24 protein-coding genes and 3 pseudogenes are annotated in these 23425 nt (G+C 68.7%); 15 read left to right on the top strand and 12 right to left on the bottom strand.

The features are described 5' to 3' along the window. The first annotated feature begins 639 nt into the window (after positions 1–639). The 3 genes from GR130_RS20030 to GR130_RS20020 all read left to right on the top strand — a co-directional run bounded on the left by GR130_RS20030 (position 640) and on the right by GR130_RS20020 (position 2849). A complete protein-coding gene (locus GR130_RS20030; RefSeq protein ID WP_159505991.1) occupies positions 640–960 on the top strand; it encodes a hypothetical protein in 321 nt (106 codons plus the stop codon). 591 nt (positions 961–1551) lie between these two features. Beyond that, entirely contained in the window at positions 1552–1947 is a 396-nt protein-coding gene (locus GR130_RS20025) for a nuclear transport factor 2 family protein (RefSeq protein ID WP_159505990.1), read from the top strand. Between the two features lie 545 nt (positions 1948–2492). Continuing rightward, entirely contained in the window at positions 2493–2849 is a 357-nt protein-coding gene (locus tag GR130_RS20020) for a hypothetical protein (protein ID WP_159505989.1), read from the top strand. Positions 2850–3306: 457 nt separating this feature from the next. Here the strand turns inward: GR130_RS20020 and GR130_RS20015 are convergent, their stop codons facing one another. Continuing rightward, positions 3307–4296 carry a helix-turn-helix transcriptional regulator gene (locus GR130_RS20015; RefSeq protein WP_159505988.1) on the bottom strand — a complete coding sequence of 330 codons (990 nt, stop codon included), beginning with the start codon at positions 4294–4296 and terminating at the stop codon, positions 3307–3309. Positions 4297–4389: 93 nt separating this feature from the next. On the opposite strand from GR130_RS20015, the gene GR130_RS20010 reads away from it, so the two are divergent. Continuing rightward, on the top strand, positions 4390–4788 hold the full coding sequence (locus tag GR130_RS20010; protein ID WP_159505987.1) for a VOC family protein: 399 nt from the start codon (positions 4390–4392) through the stop codon (positions 4786–4788). 51 nt (positions 4789–4839) lie between these two features. On the opposite strand, the gene GR130_RS20005 is transcribed toward GR130_RS20010, so the two are convergent. Then, positions 4840–4992 (bottom strand): hypothetical protein, encoded by a 153-nt coding sequence (locus GR130_RS20005; protein WP_159505986.1) that lies wholly within the window; start codon positions 4990–4992, stop codon positions 4840–4842. A gap of 144 nt (positions 4993–5136) precedes the next feature. On the opposite strand from GR130_RS20005, the gene GR130_RS20000 reads away from it, so the two are divergent. The 3 genes and pseudogenes from GR130_RS20000 (at position 5137) to GR130_RS19985 (ending at position 6991) form a co-directional block, all read left to right on the top strand. Next, complete coding sequence (locus GR130_RS20000) at positions 5137–6102, top strand: SDR family oxidoreductase (RefSeq protein ID WP_201304944.1); 966 nt, start codon at positions 5137–5139, stop codon at positions 6100–6102. A gap of 29 nt (positions 6103–6131) precedes the next feature. Next, positions 6132–6542: pseudogene (locus tag GR130_RS41375) on the top strand (MmcQ/YjbR family DNA-binding protein). 221 nt (positions 6543–6763) lie between these two features. Further along, on the top strand, positions 6764–6991 hold the full coding sequence (locus GR130_RS19985; protein WP_159505983.1) for a GLEYA domain-containing protein: 228 nt from the start codon (positions 6764–6766) through the stop codon (positions 6989–6991). 94 nt (positions 6992–7085) lie between these two features. On the opposite strand, the gene GR130_RS19980 is transcribed toward GR130_RS19985, so the two are convergent. Next, the gene (locus GR130_RS19980) at positions 7086–7334 is read right to left on the bottom strand and encodes an IS3 family transposase (RefSeq protein ID WP_159505982.1); all 249 of its coding nucleotides are present in this window, start codon (positions 7332–7334) and stop codon (positions 7086–7088) included. A 106-nt stretch (positions 7335–7440) separates the two neighbouring features. On the opposite strand from GR130_RS19980, the pseudogene GR130_RS19975 reads away from it, so the two are divergent. Continuing rightward, positions 7441–8811, top strand: a pseudogene (locus GR130_RS19975) (IS30 family transposase). On the opposite strand, the gene GR130_RS19970 reads toward GR130_RS19975, so the two are convergent. The 4 genes from GR130_RS19970 to GR130_RS19955 all read right to left on the bottom strand — a co-directional run bounded on the left by GR130_RS19970 (position 8804) and on the right by GR130_RS19955 (position 12436). After that, complete coding sequence (locus GR130_RS19970) at positions 8804–9424, bottom strand: IS3 family transposase (protein ID WP_159505981.1); 621 nt, start codon at positions 9422–9424, stop codon at positions 8804–8806. The pseudogene GR130_RS19975 and the gene GR130_RS19970 overlap by 8 nt on opposite strands. Continuing rightward, positions 9421–9720 carry a transposase gene (locus GR130_RS19965; protein WP_159505815.1) on the bottom strand — a complete coding sequence of 100 codons (300 nt, stop codon included), beginning with the start codon at positions 9718–9720 and terminating at the stop codon, positions 9421–9423. Before GR130_RS19965 ends, GR130_RS19970 begins: the two co-directional genes overlap by 4 nt. A 51-nt stretch (positions 9721–9771) precedes the next feature. Next, positions 9772–10374: a beta-ketoacyl [acyl carrier protein] synthase domain-containing protein gene (locus tag GR130_RS19960; protein ID WP_236573997.1), complete on the bottom strand. Its 603-nt coding sequence runs from the start codon at positions 10372–10374 to the stop codon at positions 9772–9774. Between the two features lie 496 nt (positions 10375–10870). Beyond that, entirely contained in the window at positions 10871–12436 is a 1566-nt protein-coding gene (locus GR130_RS19955) for a hypothetical protein (protein ID WP_159505979.1), read from the bottom strand. Positions 12437–12696: 260 nt separating this feature from the next. Here GR130_RS19955 and GR130_RS19950 point away from each other — a divergent pair, with 260 nt between their 5' ends. From GR130_RS19950 to GR130_RS19940, 3 genes are all read left to right on the top strand, one after another. Continuing rightward, on the top strand, positions 12697–12933 hold the full coding sequence (locus GR130_RS19950) for a hypothetical protein (RefSeq protein WP_159505978.1): 237 nt from the start codon (positions 12697–12699) through the stop codon (positions 12931–12933). Between the two features lie 429 nt (positions 12934–13362). Beyond that, positions 13363–13653 (top strand): hypothetical protein, encoded by a 291-nt coding sequence (locus GR130_RS19945; RefSeq protein WP_159505977.1) that lies wholly within the window; start codon positions 13363–13365, stop codon positions 13651–13653. Between the two features lie 170 nt (positions 13654–13823). Continuing rightward, a complete protein-coding gene (locus tag GR130_RS19940) occupies positions 13824–14348 on the top strand; it encodes an AAA family ATPase (RefSeq protein ID WP_159505976.1) in 525 nt (174 codons plus the stop codon). A gap of 172 nt (positions 14349–14520) precedes the next feature. On the opposite strand, the gene GR130_RS19935 is transcribed toward GR130_RS19940, so the two are convergent. Further along, the gene (locus tag GR130_RS19935; protein WP_159505975.1) at positions 14521–14775 is read right to left on the bottom strand and encodes a hypothetical protein; all 255 of its coding nucleotides are present in this window, start codon (positions 14773–14775) and stop codon (positions 14521–14523) included. 388 nt (positions 14776–15163) lie between these two features. Between GR130_RS19935 and GR130_RS19930 the strand changes: the two genes are divergently transcribed. Beyond that, a complete protein-coding gene (locus GR130_RS19930) occupies positions 15164–15421 on the top strand; it encodes a hypothetical protein (RefSeq protein WP_159505974.1) in 258 nt (85 codons plus the stop codon). A gap of 283 nt (positions 15422–15704) precedes the next feature. Further along, complete coding sequence (locus GR130_RS19925) at positions 15705–16241, top strand: hypothetical protein (protein ID WP_159505973.1); 537 nt, start codon at positions 15705–15707, stop codon at positions 16239–16241. A 317-nt stretch (positions 16242–16558) separates the two neighbouring features. Here the strand turns inward: GR130_RS19925 and GR130_RS19920 are convergent, their stop codons facing one another. From GR130_RS19920 to GR130_RS19910, 3 genes and pseudogenes are all read right to left on the bottom strand, one after another. Next, positions 16559–17815 (bottom strand): hypothetical protein, encoded by a 1257-nt coding sequence (locus tag GR130_RS19920; RefSeq protein WP_159505972.1) that lies wholly within the window; start codon positions 17813–17815, stop codon positions 16559–16561. 269 nt (positions 17816–18084) lie between these two features. Further along, entirely contained in the window at positions 18085–19641 is a 1557-nt protein-coding gene (locus GR130_RS19915; RefSeq protein ID WP_236573230.1) for an FAD-dependent oxidoreductase, read from the bottom strand. Between the two features lie 419 nt (positions 19642–20060). Beyond that, positions 20061–20762, bottom strand: a pseudogene (locus GR130_RS19910) (IS5 family transposase); the annotation flags it as partial. A 172-nt stretch (positions 20763–20934) separates the two neighbouring features. Here GR130_RS19910 and GR130_RS39890 point away from each other — a divergent pair. Then, positions 20935–21393: a hypothetical protein gene (locus tag GR130_RS39890; protein ID WP_201304943.1), complete on the top strand. Its 459-nt coding sequence runs from the start codon at positions 20935–20937 to the stop codon at positions 21391–21393. Between the two features lie 493 nt (positions 21394–21886). On the opposite strand, the gene GR130_RS19900 is transcribed toward GR130_RS39890, so the two are convergent. Next, entirely contained in the window at positions 21887–22288 is a 402-nt protein-coding gene (locus tag GR130_RS19900; RefSeq protein ID WP_159505971.1) for a MerR family transcriptional regulator, read from the bottom strand. 122 nt (positions 22289–22410) lie between these two features. On the opposite strand from GR130_RS19900, the gene GR130_RS19895 reads away from it, so the two are divergent. Continuing rightward, positions 22411–23391, top strand: a complete 981-nt coding sequence (locus GR130_RS19895) for an alpha/beta hydrolase (RefSeq protein WP_159505970.1) — start codon at positions 22411–22413, stop codon at positions 23389–23391. Positions 23392–23425: the final 34 nt, after the last annotated feature.

Here is a 23425-nt window from a genome sequence, read left to right as displayed (position 1 = left end):
ACTCCACCTTGTGGTCGTTCGACGTCGTACAGCAGGCGGAGCCGAAGCGGGTAGAGGCGGCTGCCCGTCGGGAGAAGCCGGGGGGTGTTGTTAGGGTGCCCTGCCGTGAGCGAGACATGAACGAGAAGGACGCCGGCCCGTCGAAGGACCCCCGCCCCTCGGCAGACAAGCTCCTCGGCCGCCTGAGCGCATCTCAGCGGCAGACACGCGCGACGCCGGGTTCGAGGTGGAGGCGCTGCGCGCGACGGCGTCCGCGCCGGATGGCCCGGATCGGGTGGCCGCGCTGGTCGGGGAGTTCACCGACACCGGTGAACGGCTGCGCCCGGTCGACTGGTCCACCCTCTCGGAGCGGGAAGTGCCGCTGCGGCTCGTCGTGCGGCGGTGGTCGCAACTACTCGCCTTCGACCTCGCCACGGTGGCGCCCGGCGGACTCGTCGCCGTGAAGGCCGGGCACTGGCCCGCACTCGGCACCTGCACCGCGTTCACCCTCCTCTACATCTTCTGGCTCAGACGCCGGATGCCGCGCTCGCCGGGGCATAAGACAGCCGCCAAGGTCGCGGGGCTCGGCTTCGCGGCGCTGATCACCGGCGTGGGCTACGGTGCCCCCGCCTCTACCTCGACGCCTGGGGCAAGGAGGGCATGGCGACCGTCGTCGACCGGCGCGCCACATGGACGCACGGCGGCAAGGACTACACCTGTACGGTCACCCTGCCCAACGGCGACTCACGGCAACTGCAGGCATCGAGCCGCACGTGCCGGCACTTGGAACCGCTCCTCGCCGACCAGGTACCAGTGGTCTACGACCCGGCGCATGCGGTCCTGCCGATCGTCGGGACCAAGGCACAGTTGGGGACGGCGAAGACCGTACTGCCGGGCGGGATCGGACTGTTGCTCGTACTGACCGCCACCGTCCACGCGATCCGACAGACGGCAACAGCCCAGCCCGAGCACCTTCGCTAGGGCGTGACCCCGAAGGTGGTGGGCAACCGCCGGGTCTCGCTGCCACAGCACCCGCAGCCCGCAGCGGTCCTCCGGCGCCAGAGCCACGCCAGTCCCCTCTCCGTCCGCGAACACCTCACCCTGACATGAATTCGTCAACACCTGCGGACAACGCGATGCTCTTCGCATGAGCGTCCACCAACACGCAACAGTCGAGACCGCCTCCGGCATATTCAGCATCTTCAGGGGCATCCACAACGTCTTCGGCCTGTGGCTCCTGCTCGGCCTTCTCGGCGCCTTCATCCTGCTGATACTCGGCGCCGCCGCCTTCGAAGCCCTGCGCAAGCGCTTCCGCTCCGAGTTCGGCACCAGGAACGACGACGAGTCGCCCAACACATCCCCCAGAGCCCCCAGAACTCGTAAATCCCTCAGGCGGCGACGTCAAAGTCGCCCTGCCGCCTGCACATCTCGAACCACAGCAACCTCATGCTTTCCTCGGCCATGTTCAGCACTGCGAGGTGGTAAGAGCACCAGGCTGCCAGCACCTGCTGCCGTGGCGAGCTGCCTAGGATCGATGGGGAATTGACGACGTTCGGTGAAGAACGGGAGATCATGTCCACCAACAGCGTCGGCCCTACGGTCGCCAAACGCTTCCTCGCCGCGTTCCAGGCCCGAGACTGGGAGAGGCTGCGTGGCCTGCTGACCGACGACATCACCTGGACCATGCCGGGGACCGGCACCATCTCGGGCACTATCCATGGCGCGGACGCGGTCGTACGCAGAGCCCGGCACATCGCGGACCAGGGACTGCACACCGAGCTGCTCCACGTGCTCATCGGCGCACACGGCGCCGCCCTCTCGCTCCGCAACACGGCAACAGCCCCCGACGGACGCCAGCTCGACGAACACCTCGCGACCGTGCTGACCACCCGCCACGACCGCATCACCGCCATCGACAGCTACCTATCGGACGTCGACGGAATGAGCGCTTTCTTCACCACACCCTGAACTCGTCAACGCCTCGGCAGCACCTGCTGGGCAACCAGGAGTGCGACGGAGTTCACGGAACTGCGGCCAGAACCGTGATTTTCCCCAGACTCGATCGGGTTCCCCACTTGGTTTCGCGGTCAACAGACGGACGGCGCCGCCCAGTCGATGAGCGTGCGGGCCGAGCCGCCCGGCCCTGGACACCGCAACCGAACATCCGCCGATCCATGCACAACGCGCCCTGCGCCCCTCCCGGCGCGGCGCGTCACATCGGTCATGCCCGATGCGGCACACCCGCCGGGACCGGCGTGGGCTCGTGCGTGGGTACCTTCTTCAGCGCGGCGAGCACGTCCGGCTGCTCCACCAGAACGGCCTGTGTGTTCGTGACCGCGTCCAGTCGGCGGTGATCACCCGAAGAAACCCGGCATGCCGCATTACTCGGCCCGTCGGCGAGCCTGGTCGCGAAGCCGTACGGCTGCCTCGGCATGCAAGGCGGAACGTGGCCCGGCCGAGAGCCGTCTATGACTGCGTTGAAGCTCTTGCCCCGAATCGTGAAGGAATCCGCCGTGGCGCTCTCCCGCATCCGTCGCCGGTCGACCGCGTTTTGGCTCGCGGCTGTCGTGCTTCTGCTTGGCCTCGCGAGCTGGTACGTGTTCTCGGGCCGGGGTGCGGGGCTGCTGCCGCAGAGCAGCTGGGGGCCGTGGCGGGAGAAGCGCGTCGACGACTGGTCGGTGTGGGTGCGGGTCAACGCGTGGAGCGACGCAGCCGAAGCGGACGTGCACATGGGCAAGGCGGAAGGCTTCACCATGAAGGCGTACGGTACGCCGGCTCGTGCCACGACGGATATGGACGGCACCCGGTTCACCCTCACACCTGGCGGCGAGGTGACCGGACAGCGGTCCGATGAGTACAGGCTGAGGTGACCACACCCCGGCCGCACAACCGGGTACCGGATTCGAGAGGGTGAGCCGGAAACCGGCGGACGAGCCGGCCGTGTCGCGGGGCGCCCCCCTTCCCACCTCCGCCACGCTCGCGGCGATTTGATCCAACTCATCGGCGACGCAAAGGACCTGGTCGTGGACGCGCACCTCCGACGGCGCGTCGAGGCACCCTTCCACTGAGGTTGATGCTGGGGTTGACGGCCCGTCTGATGGTGCTATCCCATGGTTATGGAGGAGACGGGAGTGACGCGGGAGAGGCGTCTGCACCAACCCAGACACCGGCACCATCCGGGACGCCGCCGGCAATGAACTCCCCTGGAGCCGCCCCAGCCCGCCCGCGAGCCCGCGAGGTTGCCGAACGTGGCCATGAACCGAACTGCCGCACAGGCGTGCGGCAGGTGGCCTAACTGTGCCATCTCATGACATTGGTTCCTCGCGGTCAGGCTTGGTGGGCGTAGGGCGTGAGGCGATCGGCGAGCGCGATGACGAGGTCGCGGAGTTCATCGGGGCGCTCGATGACGAACGGCCGGTCGAGTGAGGCGAGTACCGAAGGCAACCAGTCGAGCCGCTCCGCCCGCAGCTCGACGCGCAGCCAGCGCTCGGTCGCCCGGACCTCACCGGCCGCGGACTCGTGCTCCTCCAGGCTCGCGACGCCGGCCGGAAGGTGGGTGCGGATCTGCTCAACTGTCCCGTGGATCCGCAAGGTCACCTCATGCCGGTACTCGGCCGTGGCGAACCCTGACAACACGCGCTGTGCCGGAGCGGGACCCACTGGCGCTTCGAATGAGCCGGGCAGGGTCCGCGCGTCTGCGATGCGATCGAGCCGGAAGGTTCGGTCCTCGCCGATCCGGGCGTCCTTGCCCGTGACGTACCACCGGCCCGCATGGGCGACGATCCCGTACGCGTGCAGCGTGCGTTCGCCGCGCCGTCCGTCGCGGTCGGTGTAGCGGATCGAGACCGGTCGGCGGTGGCGCACCGCATCGGCGATGGTGAGCAGGACCTCAGCGTCCGGGGTGTTGAACTCTCCGGGCTGGTCCGTGAAGGCGAGAGTCTCCACAAGTGTGTCGAGCCGACGGGCGATGTGCTTGGGCAGCACCCGCCGGATCTTCGCCGATGCCGTCTCGCTTGCCGTGTGCTCCGTCGTCGTCAACCCTGCTCGGCGGCCGGCGACCAGGCCGAGCAGCACGGCCAGCGCCTCGTCGTCGCTGAGCATGAGCGGCGGCAAGCGGTACCCGGGGGCAAGCCGGTACCCGCCGTAGCGGCCGCGCACCGATTCCACGGGCACGTCCAGGTCGATCAGCTGATCCACATACCGGCGCACGGTGCGCCCTTCGACGCCGAGCCGGTCGGCAAGTTCGGCCACCGTCCGGGTGCCGCCCGACTGCAGCAGCTCCAGGAGTGTCAGCACCCGGGCAGTAGGTCGAGGCATGTGCACAACCTAACGCGAATACAGGACCGATTCTGTCCACTATTTCTCCTAGCCTGCGACGTGCACGCCTCCAGCACAGCCAAGGAGATCCCCATGGACTTCGTCTCGATCCGCATCATCACCAGCGACGTAGCGCGCCTCGTCGAGTTCTACGAGCGCGCCACAGGGGCGCGGGCGACGTGGGCCACCGAGGACTTCGCCGAACTCAAGACCGCGGGCGCCACCCTCGCGATCGCCAGCACCCGCACCGTCCCGCTGTTCGCCCCGGGCTCTGCCCGCCCGGCGGCCAACCACAGCGTGATCACCGAGTTCCTCGTCGACGACGTGGACCGCGTTCACCAGAACCTGACCGGCTTCGTCACCGACTTCGTCACCGAGCCCACCACGATGCCCTGGGGCAACCGGTCGCTGCTGTTCCGCGACCCCGACGGCAACCTCGTCAACTTCTTCACCCCCGTCCCCCCAACGGCCATCGAAAAGTTCGCACGCTGACGCCACGCACAGCCGCTCACGCGGAAGCCGATGCTGAGACGGCCATGGTGGTCATCGCCGAGGTCGGATAGGCCACGCTCTGACGGTGTAGGCGACGTCGTCGGTGTACAGCGCCCCGAACCGGTCGAAGTCCTGGTCGTTGTAGGCGTCTACCCACTCGTGTGCGAGTTCGCTGGCGTCCGCGTGAACCGTGTTGCTGTTCATGACTGCTGGCCTTCCTGTTGCCGTTGAGAAGTCGTACCGAGAGGTTGACACCGATGTAGGTCGATTCATGTCCTATATCCGCAGAGTCGCCGATTGCTCCGTGTAGGACGCGTCCCGTCCTACTACGGGGGTGATGCTTCCGCTATGACGTCTCAGGACAACACCAAGATCACAGGCAGGAGCACGGGCATGGACGAGGGGAAGGCGCTGGCCGGGAAGGTGGCGCTGATCGCGGGGGCGACCCGGGGTGCGGGCCGGGCCATGGCGGTCGAGCTCGGCCGGGCCGGCGCCACCGTCTACGTGACCGGCCGCACCACGCACGGCAGCGCGAGCGAGACGGGCCGCCCGACAGAGACCATCGAGCAGACCTCCGAGCTGGTCACGGCGGCCGGCGGCGAGGGCATCGCGGCCGTGGTCGACCACCTCCAGCCGGAGCAGGTGCGGGCGCTGATCGAGCGCATCGACAACGAGCAGGGGCGACTGGACGTGCTCGTCAACGCCGTCTGGGGCGGCGACGGCCTCGTCGAGCACGGCAGGAAGATGTGGGAATGCGACATGGACAAGGGGCTGCGGATGCTGCGGCTCGGCGTCGAGACCCACTTCGTCACCAGCCGCTACGCCCTGCCGCTGATGATCCGTCGGCCCGGTGGTCTGGTGGTGGAGATGACCGACGGTACGGAGGAGTTCAACCGTCGCTACCGTGAGCCGTTCTACTACGACCTGGCCAAGTACGCGCCGATCAGGATGGCGAAGGCGCTGGCAGCCGAGGCCGGCGAGTACGGCTGCACGGCCGTGAGCCTGACCCCCGGATTCATGCGCACCGAGGCGGTGCTGGAGATGTTCGGGGTGAGCGAGGAGAACTGGCGCGAGGGCTGCAAGATGGACCCGACCTTCGCGGTCTCCGAGACCCCCACCTACGTCGCACGGGCGGTGGCGTCGCTCGCCACAGACCCGGACGTAGCCGGTCTCAACGGCCGCTCGCTGTCCGCGGGTGCTCTGGCCAAGGAGTACGGCTTCACGGACGTCGACGGTTCCTCCCCGGACCCCGCGCGGTACTTCGAGGACTTCATGACCACCGGCAAGGCCCCCGACCCCAACGACTACCGCTGACGACCGCGCCAGGCCCCGGGCTCCGGGGCATGCCCGCACCGCAATGCGACGAAGGAGGCAATGCCATGACCCCGGGGGATGTTGCGGAGTTCGCTATGGAGCTGCCGGAGGCGACGGAGAGCGATCCCGGCCCCGGGATGAGCCTGTTCAAGGTCGGCGGCAAGATCTTCGCCGTCCTGACGGAAGCCAACGACTCGCGTCCCGCCCAGGTGACCCTCAAGTGCGACCCCGAGTCCGCCCTGCACCTGCGTGAGCAGTAACAAGAGGTAGGCCCCAGCTACTACGCGCGCCTGCAGCACTGGAACACCGTGGTCCTGAACGGAACCGTGCCAGCCGACGAGCTCGCCGACATGATCGAACACTCCTGGGAACGCGTCGTGGTCGAACTGCCCCTCACCACCCGCGACCGGCTGCAAGGGTTCCACCAGGACCAACCCTGACCCTCCCGCCTGCCGAGCCTTCTTCCCTACCAGCCGCCACACCGCACGCCAAGGGGCGCCCTCCGGTGGCGCGTTCGGGGCCGCCCCGACCTCGATGGGATGGCGGGCCCGCGTGGCCTCCCGCCCCGCGGTGCGGTTGTACGACGGACACCATCCCGATCGACCGGTCGATTCGGCGGGCGCACGAGCGCTCCGCCTTCCCGAGCCACAAGGGAGTCTGCGTGAACCACACCCGTACCGCCGTCGCGACCGTCCTGGCCGCAGCCGCCTTCCTCGGCACCGTCGCCCTCGCCCCCGGTGCGGTCGCTGACGACGGCCGCGATAACGCCCCCCTCACCGTCTACAAAGACATCAAGGCCGGCACGTACTACCCCATCCGCGTCCTGTGGGGTAACACCGATGGCGCGGGGTACCTCCACCTCGACATCTACGGCCCGGACGGAAGGTAGGCGGCCGGATCCGCCCCGCGCGGGCGACGGACCGACGTGTCCGCGCCCGCGCACCGCATCACCCCGCGGCCCCGTGATCTTGGACACTCGATCTCTATGCCGTGAGGTCGTGTTGGTGCCGCTGCCGTGTCTCGGCTGGGGTGAGGTAGCCGAAGACTTTGCGCTTGCGCAGTCGGCGGCGGTTGTAAAACGTCTCGATGAAGTCGAATACCTCGGCGTGGGCGGTGGCTCGGTCGGGCCAGATTCGGGTGCCGATCTCTTCTTTGAGTAGGGCCCAGAAGCTCTCCGCGGCGGCGTTGTCGAAGCAAGATCCGGTTCGTCCGCAGCTTTGCCGGAGGTCCAACTCGCGTATTTCGAACTGGAATTGGCTGCTCGTGTATTCCCCGGGTTCAACGAGTCGTAGCAACATGCCTGATCAGAGGGGTGTTGTGGGACGACCAGCAGGTTGGATGACGGAGTTGACGGGACGGTCGCCGATGAAGTCGCCGGGGCGACCCTCGACCCGGCGGGAGATCGAGCGGCTGTTTTGGGGTGAGATCGCCAAGGGGCTGACCAGTGAGGACGCGGCGGTCACTGTTGGAGCGGCCCCCGCGGTGGGAACCCGGTGGTTCCGGCATGCTGGCGGGATGCCGCAGATCAGCCTGACTGTCTCGGGCCGCTACCTCTCGTTCGCCGAGCGGGAGGAGATCGCTCTGCTCCGCGTACAGGGTGCCGGAGTGCGGGAGATCGCCAGGCGGCTGGACCGGTCACCGTCGACCATCTCGCGGGAACTGCGCCGCAACGCGGCCACCCGCGGCGGCAAGCTCGAGTACCGGGCCTCGGTCGCGCAGTGGAAGGCCGACCTGGTGGCACAGCGACCGAAGGAAGCGAAACTCGTTGTGAACCACCGGCTGCGGGAGTACGTCCAGGACCGTTTGCTGGGCGTGATCCGCGCTCCGGACGGCACGGTGCTTTCCGGGCCGCAGGTTCCCGAGTGGAAAGGGCGCAACAAGCCGCATCGCCATGATCGCCGGTGGGCGAACGGGTGAAGCCCGGAGCAGATCTCGGCCCGATTGAAGATCGACTTTCCCGAGGACAAGTCCATGCGTATCAGCCACGAGGCGATCTACCAGGCCCTCTACGTCGAGAGCCACGGCGCTCTCAAGCGTGAGCTCGTGGCCTGCCTGCGCACGGGGCGCGCCCTGCGTGTTCCGCGCGCACGGGCCCGCAAGAAGCCGGGCGGTCACGTCACCCCGGAGGTGATGATCAGCCAGCGGCCCGTCGAAGCCGCCGACCGCGCTGTTCCCGGTCACCGGGAAGGAGACCTGATCATCGGGCTGAACCGGTCGGCGATCGGCACGCTCGTCGAACGCACGACCCGCTACACGATGTTGGTCCACCTGCCGCGGGCCGAGGGCTACGGCACGATCCCACGCACGAAGAACGGGCCCGCGCTGGCCGGCTACGGTGCCGTTGCCATGAAGGACGCCCTGGCCACCACCATCGTCACCCTGCCCGGGCAACTCCGCCGATCCCTCACCTGGGACCGCGGGAAGGAGCTCTCCGCTCACGCCCAACTCACGGTCGAAACCGGACTACCGGTCTACTTCACTGACCCGCACTCTCCCTGGCAGCGCGCCACGAACGAAAACACCAACGGACTGCTGCGCCAGTACTTCCCCAAGGGCACCGACCTGTCCCGATGGAACACCGACGAGCTGACAGCCATCGCCACCGTCCTCAACTCCCGCCCACGCAAGACCCTCGACTGGAAGACACCCGCCGAAGCCCTCGACGATCATCTACGATCACTGCAAGCCGGTGTTGCGACGATCAGTTGAATCCGCCTTCGCTGCCGCGGTCCGAATGCGCTATGCAGCCGGGCCGGAGGCGGCCGCGGCCGGCGGCCATCTTCAGCGCGTCGACGACGAGCGTGGCGCGGTGGTGGTCGGCCATCGGGTAGCCGACGACTTCGCGGGTGGCCAGGTCCAGCCAGCAGGCGAGGTAGAGCCAGCCCTGGCCGGTGGGCAGGGCGGTGATGTCGCCGACCAGCTTCGTGCCGGGGGTCTCGGCGTGGAAGTCGCGGCCGATCAGATCCGGTGCCGGCTTCGCCTTCTTGTCCGGCCGGGTCAGCGACCGCCGCCGTCGGCGGCGGCGGTCTCCCTGGATACCGTGCTCGCGCATCAGGCGGGCGACGCGTTTGCGGTTCACGCTCCGCCCCAGGCGCCGCAGTTCGGCATGGATGCGCGGGACGCCGTAGGTCTGGCGGGAGGCGATGTGGATGACGGTGGTCTCGTGCACCAGCACCTCGTCGGCGGCCTGCCGTGCGGCCCGGGTCTTCGAGGCGTCGAGCCAGGCGTAGAAGGAGGAACGGGCCACCTTCAGCAGCCTGCAGAGGAAAGCAACGCCGTGGGTGGTCTTCTCCGCCTCGATGAACGCGTACGTGTCGTTCATCGATCGCTCTCCTTCGCGAAGAAGACCGCGGCTTTTCGCAGCACCTCGATCGTCTTGGCCTGTTCGGCGTTCTGTCGGCGCAGCCGCTTGAGCTCCTCACGCTCGGCCGTGGTGAGCTCACCGGGCCGTCCCTCGCCCCGGTCTGTCTTGGCCTGGCGGTACCAGCCGCGCAGGGACTCCGAGCTGATGCCCAGATCCCGAGCCACCGCGGTGACCGTCTTGCCCGTGGAGTCCACGAGCGCGATCGCGTCCCGCTTGAACTCCTCGGTGTACCGCTTCGTGTACTTGTTTCCCACCTGGTGCTACTTCCTCTGGAACCTCAGGTCCCAGTCTCCAGGTGTCCACGATCAAGGGGAAGGCTCACTCAGCACGCTCACCCCGCCCGCGATCACCAGGGAGGACTCGCCGATGCGCAGACTCTGACAGGCGAGGTGGACCCCGGACAACGACGACGCGCACGCCGAGTCCACGGCGAGACTCGGGCCCCGCAGATCCAGCAGGTAGGAGATCCGGTTCGGCACCGCGTAGTACGCGGCCCCCAGCCCGGCCCACGGCTCAATGGCCGTCAGATCCGCCATGGTACGCAGCCCGTACTCGCCGAACGTCACCCCGATGTAGACCCCGGCATCCGTCCTCCGCAGCGACGCGGGAGCGATACCCGCGTGCTCCAGCGCCTCCCACGCCACCTCAAGGGCCAGCCGCTGCTGCGGGCCGGCGTAGAGGGCCTCCAGGGGCGAGACGCCGAAGAACGCAGCGTCGAACCCCTGGACATCGTCCAGATACGCGGCACGTCTCGTCGCCTCACGCAGCACACCCCGCTCCTGAGGGCTCCGCTCCTCGAACGAGGCCCAACGATCCACCGGAAGCTCGCGAACCGCATCACCTCCGCTTACCAGGAACCGCCACAGATCTTCGGGAGACGAGAGGTCGGGAGCAAACCGACACCCCATCCCAACCACCGCGATCGGCTCTGCAGCCCGGGCGCTCTTGGAGGATTCAACTGCCATGCCGCACGCTCCCGTCACAGCCGGCGCCGTACCCAGACGGCACCGCCGGGAAGGACTGCGGGTACTCCTGACTCGCAGCCGCCTGCCCACCGCAGACCCTGCCCACCCAGCTATAGCCCTGCCAAGCCCGCTCCACCCGGACGGACGCAAAACCGCTCTCAGGCTTGACAGGGGCGTCCCGACCGAGGGCACAGCGACCGCCCGGCAATGAAGAGGAGCTTTTGTGCCCCACGCCCAAGAAGGGCGTGCGACGAGAGTCCTTAGTTCAGAGAAGCGACCATCCCGAAGGCGAGGGTGCCCTTCCGGATCGATCGCATGTGTCGACGCTATGAGGACAGCCCTGTCGGTGCCCGCCACGCGGAGCTGTAGGGGGCATGACCCAGATACGCCAGTATCCCGCCACGGGGTGATCTTGAATCCAGAACGGCCTGTCGCGCTGTCAGTCGGCGCCTCCGAAGATCCCGGTGCTCGATCCGCCGCTGGAGTTGGAAGAGGAGTTGCTGTTCTTCCCGCCGTCAGGGCCGGCGAAGAGGCCGGATATGGATCCGCTGCTCGTCCCGCCGCCGGATGTAGATCCGTTGCTCGTCCCGCCGCCGGTTGTGGACCCGCTGCTCTTCCCGCCATCAAGGCCTCCGAGGAGGCCGGATGTGGATCCGCTGCTCGTGCCTCCGGAGGCGCCGGGGTCCCCGGTACCGCCGCCGGTGCTGGTGGCGCTGTTCTTGTGCCCGCCGTTGTCGGGCGGGGTGGAGTTCGATGGGGTGGTTGAGGGGCTCGGTTGGCCTGTGTGAGGTGCGGCAGACGGGCTCGGCGTGGGGTGATGCGGGGTCGGGCTGCTGGTTGCCGTTGCTGTCCGGGGGCCGTGGGTCGGGGGGATACGTGGGGAATCGGAGCTGAACAGGAGTGCGCCGGCCACCCCGGCCGTGGCGATCACGGCCGCCGCCGCGCGGCTGACGGGTCTGCCGTCCGACCACGCGCGGACCAGCGTCCGAATCGGCCGGGTAGCTGGAGATAAGAGCTTTCTGTTTGCGGCAGTGGACTTCCCGGCCTCCAGGGCGTCAGGGGCGGGCAGGGCTGGGTGGCCGACCGCGGTGCGCCGCCCGGCGACGATGGCGTTCGCCGTGTCCGCGTTGTCCGCGGACACGGAGTGGTCAACATCTGTGCTGGCAGCGGTGCTGTCCGGGTTGTCCGCCGCCTGGTTGCGGACAACTTCGCCCACCACGACGCGGTCTGCTTGTTCGTCCGAGCGGGACGGGGTGAGGCCCATGTGGCGTCGCAGCGCGGTGATCTGTGCGTCATGAGCGTCGAGCTGCTGGTCGGCAGCGGCCAGGACCTGGTCGAACTCCCACAGCTTTGGCAGCTCGTTCACCGCCGAGGACGACGACTGGCCGGGGACCTGGCCGTCGCTGTCCTCCTCCGCCGGGCGCCGGCGGCTGCGCTGCTGGAACTGCTCCAACGCCCGGCGGTGCTTCTGGGCAATCAGCTGGGCCTCGATGCGCAGTTCTTCGGCTTCTTCCCGTTCGCGCCGGGCCCGCTCCAGCCGGCTCTCGGTGTCCGCCAGCCGCCTTTCGGATTCGACCAGCTGCTGTTGGACCTCGGCCACCGTTGCGGGTAACCGCTCGGCGACGCGGTCGCGCTCTTTCTCCAGCACCGCACACCGCTCGCGCAGGGAGGCCACCACAGCCAGCAGGGTGTAGATGATCTGGGTGGTACTCAGCAACGTCTCCTGCGCCTGCAGCTGACCCTTGCGCGCCTCATCCAGCCGGATCAGCAGCTGCGTCTCAGACCCCGATGCCGGTTTCTCCTCCTCCAGCGCCGCTGTCTTCTCCAGCGCTGCCTTCTCCGCCGCCCGCAGCAACTCCCCTCCGCGCCGCAGCTGCCATTGCCGCGCCCTGGGCTCCCTGACCAGGCCGTTGACCACGTCCTCCAGCAGCCAGCTGGGGATCAGCTTGCGGCCCATGAGGAATTCGCCCCACGTCGTCTTTCCGTAGGCGAACCTCTTCTCCAAATCCCGCTGCCCCAGCCCCTGCGTGAGCTTTCTAAGCCACTGGGCCAGCTCTTGGGCCTGGGGAGTATCTCCGTCTACAGGGCCTCGCTTCCGGCCCGGTCCCACCTGCGGCATAGCCGCCCAACCCCCGTCCTGTCCGCCCTGTCCACAACATCACCGTCGCTGGCGTGCGGCAACGCCATCGGCCGAGGCGGACAATCAGACCACCTGCGCACGCTGGTCCTCAAATCCAACTCCGCTACCCAACAAAGGACTTGGCAATGAGGAACAGCACGCGGCGACCTCTGGACCTGATCGTCTTCATGGCCGTCTTGGCCACCGGGGTGCTCCTGATCGCTCTCGGCGTCCCGGCCAGCTCCCTGGCCACCATCAGCGTCGCCCTGTCCGGCCTGTACAACGCCTGGACCGGAATCGCCCGCACCCCGCCCTCCCCCCACCATCGCGAATCCTCCGACGACGGCGGACGTTCCCGGCCGGTACCGCAGCCCGGCAACTGATCGGGTTGCCTGCAGGGGCCGACCGTGCGCCGCACTCCTTCGTGTGCAGGACGCGGTCGGCTCGGCCCAAGGGCCCATTCAGATCGCCGGATCCGTTACACGGCTGAGATCGGAGTGACGGCTCGTTGACACCAGACCGTGTAAACCGGGTGAATCACGGTAGATACGTTGACTCCCGTCCTGTAGAACTACCTCTTTTCCGGAGTTGACATGCCTTCTGTGAGCATCGTCGGGAAACACCGTCATGTTCGGCGTTTCGTCTCGACGTCTATCGCCGCCGTCGCCGCCGTCGGCCTGACAGCGACGGCCGGTCACGCGGCATCGCCCTCCTCCAGCCATTCCGAGGGGCACTCGACCGCTGCCCACTCTCCCCTCGACACGTGCCGGAAAGGCAGTGACGGCGGCACCTACAACGGCCCCGTAGAGGGCATGTTGAAATACAAGGCGGGGGAGCTGACCGTCACGGAGCAGATCGGCGGATCTAAGGACATCCCCCACACGGTGGTGTCCCAGCTCTGCCTCACTGCGCACACCAAGGTGTTCGGCGCCCTTCGCATAGGCGACGCCCATCACCTCACCGTCAACAAAGAGGGCTACGGCACCGCACCGCGCACCCTCACCCAGCTCAAGAAGGCTGCCGAACGAGGCGACGTCGTAGTCCGGGCCGACATCAAGGACAATGTCGCCGTCAAGATCTGGGAGCACTACAAGCGGGGCTGATCCCGGCTCTGGTCCTCGGCCACATGGCCGAGGATCAATGCGCCCGCGTGGACTCGACCTCGTGCCGCGCCCATCAGCACGCCGCGGACGCCCGCACCGAAGCGCCGTGTGGCTCTGGACGACGCGGCCGGCTTGTTCGGCCAGACCCGCACGGGTGTAGCGTCGGTCCCATGATCGTATGGCTCAACGGCACCCACGGCGCAGGCAAGACGACGACCAGTGCACTTGTGCAGCAGCTGATCCCGGATTCACGGGTGTTCGACGCCGAGAAGGTCGGCGAGACACTCATGGACATCACGCCGGGGCTGCCCGAGACGGACAACTTCCAGCACTGGCCGCCGTGGCGGCCGCTCGTAGTCGAGACCGCCCGCCGCGTACTCGACTACACCGGCGGCACTCTGGTGATGCCCATGACTGTCCTGATCGAGGAGTACTGGCGCGAGATCAGCGCGGGCCTCGCCAACCATGCCATTCCGGTACGGCACTTCGTCCTCCACGCCGACCAGGACACCCTCCGCGAGCGCATCGCGGGCGACACTGTTCTTGGCCCCAACTCCCCGTTCCGTCTCAAATATCTTGAGCCCTATGCCGAGGCGGCCCGCACGTGGCTACACGGTGAGGCCGAGGTCATCGACACCACCCACCTCACGCCCGCACAGGCAGCCCTGCAGATCGCAGAGGCCGTCAAGAGTTGAGGCCCGCCCGCCACGCGAAACAGGCCCGGCGAGGATTGGACACGGTTCTGCGGAACGCGTTCGGAGGACACGAGCGCGGAATGCCGAAGCCCTGCAGGTCACGGCGATGCCGTTGGACACCGAAACACGGAACCTACAGAGCGGGAACGGTCAGCCTGCTGTCGCCCCCGGCTCAGCCGAAGAACACCAGCAGCAACGACCCCACGGTGACGACGACGGCACCGATCACAAACCCGAGGATCACCTTCCGCTGCCAGGGCGCGATATAGCCACCGCGCAGCGCGCTCCCCATCCGGCCGACCTGATCGACACGCCCCATCGGCGTCAGCGGATCCGTCGCCCCCTGCGGCATGCCCTGCGTCCAGTCGGGTCCCGACTGCGGGTAGCGGCGTCGCCACCCCTCGTCCTGTCGCCACGGCAGTTCCATCTGCTGCTCCTTGCCCTATCCGCCGGTTACGCCGAGCCTGCGCCCCCGTGTACCGACGTGGCTTCCCCGTCCTTCGGTTCCGTTCCTCGGCTACCCCGCCTCCATCGAACGATGCGGAGAAGTCCCGGGTGAGCCCGTGTCAGGCCGACGGTGGTGAGCCGGATGCGGCAAGCCCTTGCACACCGCAGGTGCTGCGACCCGCGCACCGCTCGTGCGACCTGGACTCCGTAACCGTCATCACCGGTGGTTCGTTGGCCCGGTGCGTCCCTCACATCCGTCCCCCGCGGATGGGGCTGCAGGGGCCTGAACCGACCGGTTCAGGCCCCTCACCCATACTCCGCCCCGCCAGCACCGACCATGACGTGACCGAGCTCAAACGAGCCCAGTTGTGCCGATCACGAGTGACATCGATGAACGACTCCTGGCAATGATCGACAGCGTGGCCGCCTGCGACGAGAAGCGCCTGCCACTGCTGACGCTGCACGAAGCACGCGCGGCGGTCGAACTGCTGCAACTACTCAGTGCCAGCAACGGCGAAGGAGCGTACGCGGCCCGGCACCTGGCGGGGAACCTTGCCCGCTGTCGGCGTACACGTGAACGTGCATGGCCGTGTACGAATGAACGTGCAGAGTTCTTGCTGTGCTGAGGGCTGGCGTTCGGCACCCTGTTGCCTGTGGTCAGGTCGCGGGAAGTGGCGGGCCGTGGTCTTGGATCCTCAGCCATGGCTGGAACTTCCGTGCATTCGCGGCTTGGTCGAGCCTGGCGGCATGAGCCTGTCGGAGGTCGCCAAGGTGGTCGGCTGGTCCCGGTCGTCGTAAAGGCAAGGTGCGGACTGATGGGCGCCGGCGGGGGTTACGCGAGCAGCGGCCCGCTGGTTCGAGGCCGGCTGCGGACGCGGTCGGCGACTTTCTCTTCCTGAGGGGAACGCCATGACGAAGTTCAAGACCTTGTCCCGGAGGGCTGCCGGTACGGCACTGGCCCTGGTTGCCTTGGTCGCACCGGCGGCCGCTCCGGCTGTGGCAGCGGGGCAGCCACCGCGGGAAGGCACCTACTGCACCCCGTGGTCGGAATTTTACGGCCACGGTCGGTACACATTCGCTGATGCCCGTGTCTGCTTGAGGACCACCAGTTTCGGGCTGACACAGGTCTGGTTGCAGACCGACCGGGTGACCTTCTGGGCACGAGGTGTCTGGAACAACGCGTCCAACCGCGAAGGGTTCAGGGCGAAGGTCTCTGCCCACGTGGAGGTTCGCAAGGACGGAAAGTGGCTGTACAACGAGTGGGCTCGCGGGACGCAGGAGCAGCGCAAGGACGAGTTCCACGGCGGCGATTTCAAGCAGGGTGAGTGTGGCACCTACTGGGTCACATACAAGTACCACCAGGTCGGCCCGCACTACGGCGGGGACAAGGCGATCAACCCGTCGTGGTGGCACGGGTCTCAGGTCGAGGTTCCCTGCGCCAGCTGAGCAGCGCGCCGGCGAGGGCCCTGGCGACTGACAACGGGGCCCTCGCCGCTTCACCGCGGCACGCCACGACCAACGGGCCGGCGGCGAGCCGGGGCGGCCGGTCCCGGCCGTGACGTGTTCGCGCCCGCTTCGCCGCCTTGCGCGAGCGCCATCGAGGCGCCTCCCTTTGCACGTTCATCCGCACCTGGCGCTGCACATACGCGAGTACGCCGACACCCGCCGGATCCCGGCGTAGAGATTCTCCTCCGCCAGCGTCAATGCGGACGTGTGGCGGGCCAGCGGACGCTGGCCCGCGGGTTCAACGGTCCAGGCGGGCGTCAGGGGTCCTCGGACCGATCGAAGTCCATTTCGTGCTGCCGCTGAGCGGTGGCGGCGAGCGCGTCGAGCCGGTCGACCAGCCGCGGTTCCACCAAGCCCTTGGCCAGGTCCGAGGTCGTCGTGCCGGACGGGACGGTGGCCGACTGGGTGTGCGCCCAGGCCACGTCGTAGGCCAGGTCGAGCACGGCCTCGTGCTCGACCCCGATCTCACCGTCGGCTTGTTGGATGGCGCGCAGCATTGCCACGGTGGGCGAGGTCATCTCCGGCAGCTGCCCGAGCGCCTCGACCACCGTGCTCCACCCGGAGCCAAGGAGAGTTGCCACTGGTGCGAGAGGCGTCAGGTGCACACGGGAGCCGTCCGCAGGCTGATCCAGCCCCCGGGCGCGCACGACGGCGTGAAGAGCAGCGGCCAACAGGCTGGTGACCACCGGGCCGCGGCCGTGCGGGTCGGTGTCCACCAGCCACCGCTCCGGATTCTGCTGCTGGTGCCACCACACCAACGTGATCGCCCACCGCTCGCACGCCTCCCAGACCGTCGCGAACTGCGTCTGGATGCCCATCAACTGCGCCCGTTCCAGGGCCTGCTCGTCTGGCGTGGCCGGGCGGAGTTGCTCCGCGCTGAGTACCTCGCGCTGGTGGCCGGCGTCCGGGTCGCGAAAGAGCACTTCGTAGCCCGTCAGCGGCCCATCGTTCAGCGTCTGACGCTCGGCGTCGAGGGCCCAGGTGCTGGACATGACGGTGGCCACCTGGCCCTCGTACCGGCCGTCCGTGGCGGTGACCAGGGTGCCGCGCTCGTAGCCGCCCCGCTCGCGGGTGAGAGCGGCGAGCGCGGCGTGGGTGGCCCGCGAGGTGAGGACCTCCACCGCCGGGTCGGACAGCCCAGGGGCCAGACCGCGCGGCATGCCGTCCCAGGGGCCGTCCTCGACCCACGTCCGGGTCAGCCACACCCAGGCGGCCACGCCCTCCGTGGCCATGTCCACGGAGGCTGGGTCGATGTCCCTCGCCACGGCGAGGTCCTGGCCGACCAGCCCGGCCGCCAACTGCCGCACGTGCCCCGAGCCTTGGTTGAGGTGCCACACCAGCTGCCCGGTATCCACCGGATCTTCCACGGCCTGGGTGCCAAGGGCGGTCAGCACGATCGCCACGAGCCGCCGCACGCCCACGTCCTCCCAGGCCGGTTCGGTGGTGGGCAGCCGGTCCACCGCGGCATTGTCCTCAGCCTGGGCGCACGCCTCGCCCCACCGCTCCCACCCCATGACCGGTCCCCTCACGTTCGGAACTGCGAAAACCTCACGCTACCCGTGGCCGGTGACAGCCCGGTCAGTTCGCGCAGGGCGCCCAGTCGCTCGCGGAAGACGGTCCAGCCCGACCGCTCTCTGATCCGCGCTCACTGGAGGCGGCAGTTCATCCGGCGCCGCTGGCGTTGCGTGCGGCGGGTTGCCGAACGGGTAGGACGGCCTGGTGTGCGGTTCGCCGGGCAGCCGGCCGACCCGCTCCACGAGCGGTCAGTCAGCAGAGCGGCGGATCATCCCGGCGTCACCGCACCCTCTGGCACTCCGAACCACTCCTCCAGCGCCTGCGCCAGCCCGGCCGTCGACGTCGGCGCCCCCGCGTCAGCCGCCCAGGCCGTGAAGCCGTCCGGACGGACGAGGACCGCCGCCAGTTTCGGTCGGGACGGGCAGCCGGCCGTCAGGGTGTCGACGCGGCCGGCATACCCCGCAGCGAGGGCCCGGAGCTCCGGGTCGTCGGTGAGGTCGAGCAGGAGCGCCCGGCCGCCGTGGAGGTGGTCCGCGAGGCGGCCGCCGTCGGTGAGTTCGAGGTCCGGGGTGCTGCGGCCGGTCAGCGGGTGCTCGCCCGGCACCTCGTACCGCACCCCGGCACCGTTGAGCCGCGCGGCGAGGTACGTGGTGCCCGTTACCGTCTCCGCCAGGTCGCTGACGATCTCGCGCAGGGCCCGGGACTGCGGGTCCGGGCGCATGGCCGCGACCTGGGACCGGGTCCAGTCCAGGACCCACGCGCCGACCGGGTGCCGCTCGGAGGTGTACGTGTCCAGCAGCCCTTCCAGCGCCCGGCCGGCGATCACCGCGGCGAGCTTCCAGCCGAGGTTCATCGCGTCCCCGATACCCAGGCTCAGCCCCTGGCTGCCGAACGCGGAGTGCACGTGCGCCGCGTCGCCCGCCAGCAGCACCCGGCCCTTGCGGTAGTCGGTGACCTGACGGGCGTGGTCGGTGAAGCGGGTCGCCGTCCGCACCTCGGTGATCGTGACGTCCACGCCGGAGATGCGGCGCAGCCGCGCCTGGAGGTCCTCGGCGGTGACCGGCGCGTCCCGGTCGGCCGGCGGGCCGTCGAACTCCACGGTGACGACGCGGCCCGGCATCGGCCCGTAGGCGTACACCCCGGTGTCCGTGGCGGTCCAGCCGACCTTCAGGTCCTCGGCGCCGGTCATCTCCACGACCGCCTGGTGACAGGTGACCTCCGGGTCCGTACCGGGAAATTCGAACCCCGCGAGCTTGCGGACCGTGCTGCGGCCGCCGTCGCAGCCCACGAGCCAGCCGGCGCGTATCGCCCCGTCGCTCGTCCGCACGGTGACGGCCCCATCGTCGGCGTCGAAGCCGGTCAGCTCCACTCCCCGGCGCACGTCGACGCCGAGCTCGTCCGCCCGCCCGCCGAGCAGCCGCTCGATGTCCTGCTGCGCCACGAAAGCGATCTCGGCGGCGGGCCCGGCGTCGCCGAGGCCCGGCTCCGTACGGTCGACCAGGTCGGCGCGCAGCATGATCCCGGCGAAGTGCCCGACGAATCCGAGCCCTTGGCCTGCGGCAACGCCTCCGTCCCCGCCGTTCCGCTCGCGCATGAACGCCTGGAAGCGGTCCATCGCCTGCCGCTGCACCTCGGCCAGCGCGGGCAACATACCCCGGCGGTAGAGCGCCTCGGCGCTGGGCGTGGTGATCGCCCCGCCCTTGATCGTCGGGTTCACTTCGGTGAGGCGCTCCAGGACGGCCACCCGCGTGCCTCCGAGCCGGAGCTCGCAGGCCAGCATCAGTCCGACCGGGCCGCCTCCGGCTACCACTACGTCATAGTCCATGGCGCCCACTATCACCGAGGGCCGAAAAGGCCAAAAAGGCGCCGCGGTGTCAAGGAGCCAGCCCCGCGAGGATGGACGGGAAGCGGGCCGTCCGCGCTCTCGCTCGGCAACCTCACCCGCCGCCCGCCGGTGTCCCGGCCGGTCCTCGATCGACCGACGCCGTCCGCACGGCGTACCTGGGCGGTCGGTCCATCGGCTCGCCCCTCACGGCAGCGGGCGGATTTCGCCGTCGCGGGCGAGGATCTTGGCCTCCACCTCGAACCCGGCGGACGTGAACTGCCGCGGTGGACGAGAGCGGGGGCGAGGAATCCGTCGACCATGGAAGGCGACAGTGCCGTGCGGGGCGGAGTCGCTGACGAGCACAGTCACGCCTCTACAGCCGCTGTGTCAGAGGACGTCCCGTTCAGGTGCGCGTTAGTTCATGGGTTGTGCCAGGTTGTGGTCGTTTCGCCGGTTGCTCGTTTGGCGAGGTTGGAGAGCATGGCGAGGCGGATCATGCTCTCGGAGTGTTGGGGTTTGGTTTCGTAGTCTCGGGCCAGGCGGCGGTGCATCATGAGCCAGCCGAAGCCTCGCTCCACCACCCAACGCCGCGGTAGCACTGAGAAGCCTTTGACCTGTGTGTTTCGCGGCACGACCTCGACGTCGATGCCGAGGGCGGCGCCGTGTTCGATGGCCTGGGTCTTGTATCCGGTGTCGGCCCACGCCTTGGTGATGGTGGGGTGGTTGGCGGCGACTTGGGTGAGGAGTTGATTGCCTGCCTGGTTGTCGGAGACACTGGCCGCGGTGACCATGACCAGCAGTAACAGGCCAAGGGTGTCTGTGACGATGCTGCGTTTGCGGCCCACGATTTTCTTGCCGGCGTCGGTGCCTTGGGTGCTGGTGGGCACACTGGGAGCGGTTTTCACGCTCTGGGCATCGATGACGCAGGCAGTTGGCTCGGCAGTGCGTCCTTCCCGCTCTCGGACGATCCGATGCAGGCGGACGCCGAGCTTCTCGATAGTCCCGTCGGCGGTCCAGGCACTGAAGTAGGAGAAGACCGTGGTGTGCGGCGGAAGGTCATGCGGTAGGTAACGCCAGGGAATCCCGGTCCGGTTGACATAGAGGATCGCATTGAAGCCCCGCCATCTTGAAGTCGCGGGTCATCGGGGTGGCATGGCGTCGTGCTGGGGTGCTCGTGCTGGTCGCGGGCGGCAGTCTGTGTCCTTGATCGTCAGGCAGCGGTCACGCCGGTCTGCTCGTTTCCAGGTCGTCGGTTCCAGGTCGCGGAGGCGTACGGATTCGTAGGCTCGCGGGATGACGGAGATCAACGAGGTCGCCGAACGCGTCGCAGCCCGCCGGGCGGAGCTCGACGAGGAGGAGAAGCTCCTGGCCGAACGGCTCGATGCGGTCCGCGCCGAGCGGGAGGAACTCGCGGTGGCGATGCGCGTGTGGGAACGAATGCACGCCCAGCTCGACGCGGAGAAGCCGTCGACGCAGGCGGAAACGGCTCAAGTGGGCGGGCGCGGTGTGCTGTTGGTCCCGCACCGGAAGGCCGGCGCGGGCGAGGACATCCTGCCGCCGGACTACCAGCGGCTGATGAAGATCGTGCGAGATGCCGGTGGTCCGGCCCGGGTCAAGGACGTCGGCGTCGAGCTGGACCTCGAGGTCGAGGTGAAGGGCCGGCTGGAGCCGCTGCGCGGCAAGCTGAGCAAGCTCGCCGGGCGGGGATGGCTGCGCAAACTGCCTGACGGACGCTTCCAGACCGCACCGTAGGTACGGCGTCGTACCCGTAACCGGCCTGTCCCCGGCGGCCGTTGGCTCGACGTGTGCATGAAGAGGATCAACGAGCCTGCCGGGGACACCGGCTTCCCTGTCTACCAGTGCCGCCTGCCGGTGTCCCGGAAAACCAACGAATACTGCACCGATCCGCTGAGCCGCCACCTGAAGAAGACCGGCTCCCGCTGGCGCCGTCTGGCACCCGGACGGATCGTCGTCATCGTGCTCGCCGTGCTCCGCCACGACCAGCGCATCGCCGACATGGCCGGCGGCAACCAGGTCGGCGACACCACCGTGCGCCGCTGGCCCGACGAACTGATATCCCTGCTCGCGGCCCACGCACCCCGTCCGGACCGCGCATGCAAGAGGAAGCCGCCGGATACGGATCACGCGACCTGCCCGGTCAGGGAGTGCAGGCAGCCGGCGACCCCGTCGCCCCGGGCCGAGGGGGAGCTGGTTGCGGAGGCTGTTCCGGCGAAAGTGAAGGAGCCTACGAGCCTCCGCCCGCCCGACCGGAGGGACCGGCGGCGACTCTCATGCCGCGTACCGTCTCCAGGTAGTCGCCGATCGCGTCCCGGTTGCGGGTCAGGCAGTCGATCCGCTGCGCCAGGTGGCCGTGTTCGCACTCCAGAACCCTGAGCATCTCGGGCGTCAGATCGTCGAAGTAGATGCTCCGGGGCTTGTCCAGGCAGGGCAGGATCTGCCGGATGATCCGGGTCGGCAGCCCGGAGCCGAGCAGTCCCTTGATCTGCATCACACGGCCCACGTGAGCTTCCTCGTACTCACGGTAGCCGTTGTAGGAACGCCCAGGCGTGATCAGCCGCTGCTCCTCGTAGTAGCGCAGCAACCGCCGGGAGGTGCCGGTGCGTTCCGCTAGTTCTCCGATCCTCATGCCGCCGAGCGTACGGCGTCGCCTTCGGGCCCCCGTTTGACCTTCACATAAATGTGAGGGTCTGAGACTCGCAGGGCGGCCAGGACGCGGCCGCTGTGCATCTGCGACGAGGAGGACCTGCCATGGTCTCGATCGATGTTCCCGTCTTCTACCAGGAATGGGCGACTCGCAGCGGCGGTGTCATCGATGCTGCCGCCGGGGTAGGCCCCGACAGTCTGGAGGACGCCCGGCTCGCCTACCGGAAGTTCTTCCAGGACAGCTTTCCGGCACCGGACGGGGTGACCTTCGACTCCGTGGACGCGGACGGGGTGGCCGCCGAGTGCGCGACTCCCGCGGACGCCGTCCCCGGCCGGCACCTGGTCTATCTCCACGGTGGCGCCTACCTGGCGGGAGACCCGCAGGGCTACCGTGGCCTGGTCGGCGATCTCGCCCGACGCCTGCGCGCCCGCGTTCTGGTCCCGCACTACCGGCTCGCGCCCGAGGCGGTCTTCCCCACCCCCATCGAGGACGCCGTCACCGCTTACCGCTGGCTGCTGGAAGAGGGCGCCGAACCGCACAACGTGGTACTCGCCGGCGACTCCGCCGGTGGCGCGATGGCGGTCAGCGCCCTGGTCGCCGCCCGTGACCAGGGACTTCCGATGCCGGCCGCCTCGATCGCCATCTCCCCCTGGGCCAACCTCGAACACACCGGGGCCACGATGTTCACGCTGGACGGCGTGGACCCGTCCGTCAACCGTGCGGGGCTGAGCCGCGCCGCGGACATCGTCCTGGGCGGCGCCCCGCGGAACAACCCGCTGGCCTCGCCGGTCTTCGCCGACACCCGCGGACTGCCTCCGGTTCTGATCCAGACCGGCGGTCACGAGGTCATGCTCAGCGACGCGGTCAGGCTGGCCGCCAAGCTGGCCGAGGACTCCGTACCCCTGCGCCTGGATGTCGCGCCGGGGATGGGACACGTGTGGCATCTGCTCGCCGCTCACCTCCCTGCCGCGGACAAGGCGGTCGCCGACGCCGTCGCCTTCGCCGAGGAGCACCTTCCTGCCGCGGTCGCCGAGGAGATCGTCGAGAGCCTCGGCCGCCCTCAGCCATCCCGCCTCTCGATATAGAGAAGCCCCGCCATTTTGAAGTCGCAGGTCATCG

Origin of the sequence: Streptomyces sp. GS7 (assembly GCF_009834125.1) — a bacterium.
GTDB lineage: Bacteria > Actinomycetota > Actinomycetes > Streptomycetales > Streptomycetaceae > Streptomyces.
This window is presented reverse-complemented; position numbering and strand designations above follow the sequence as displayed.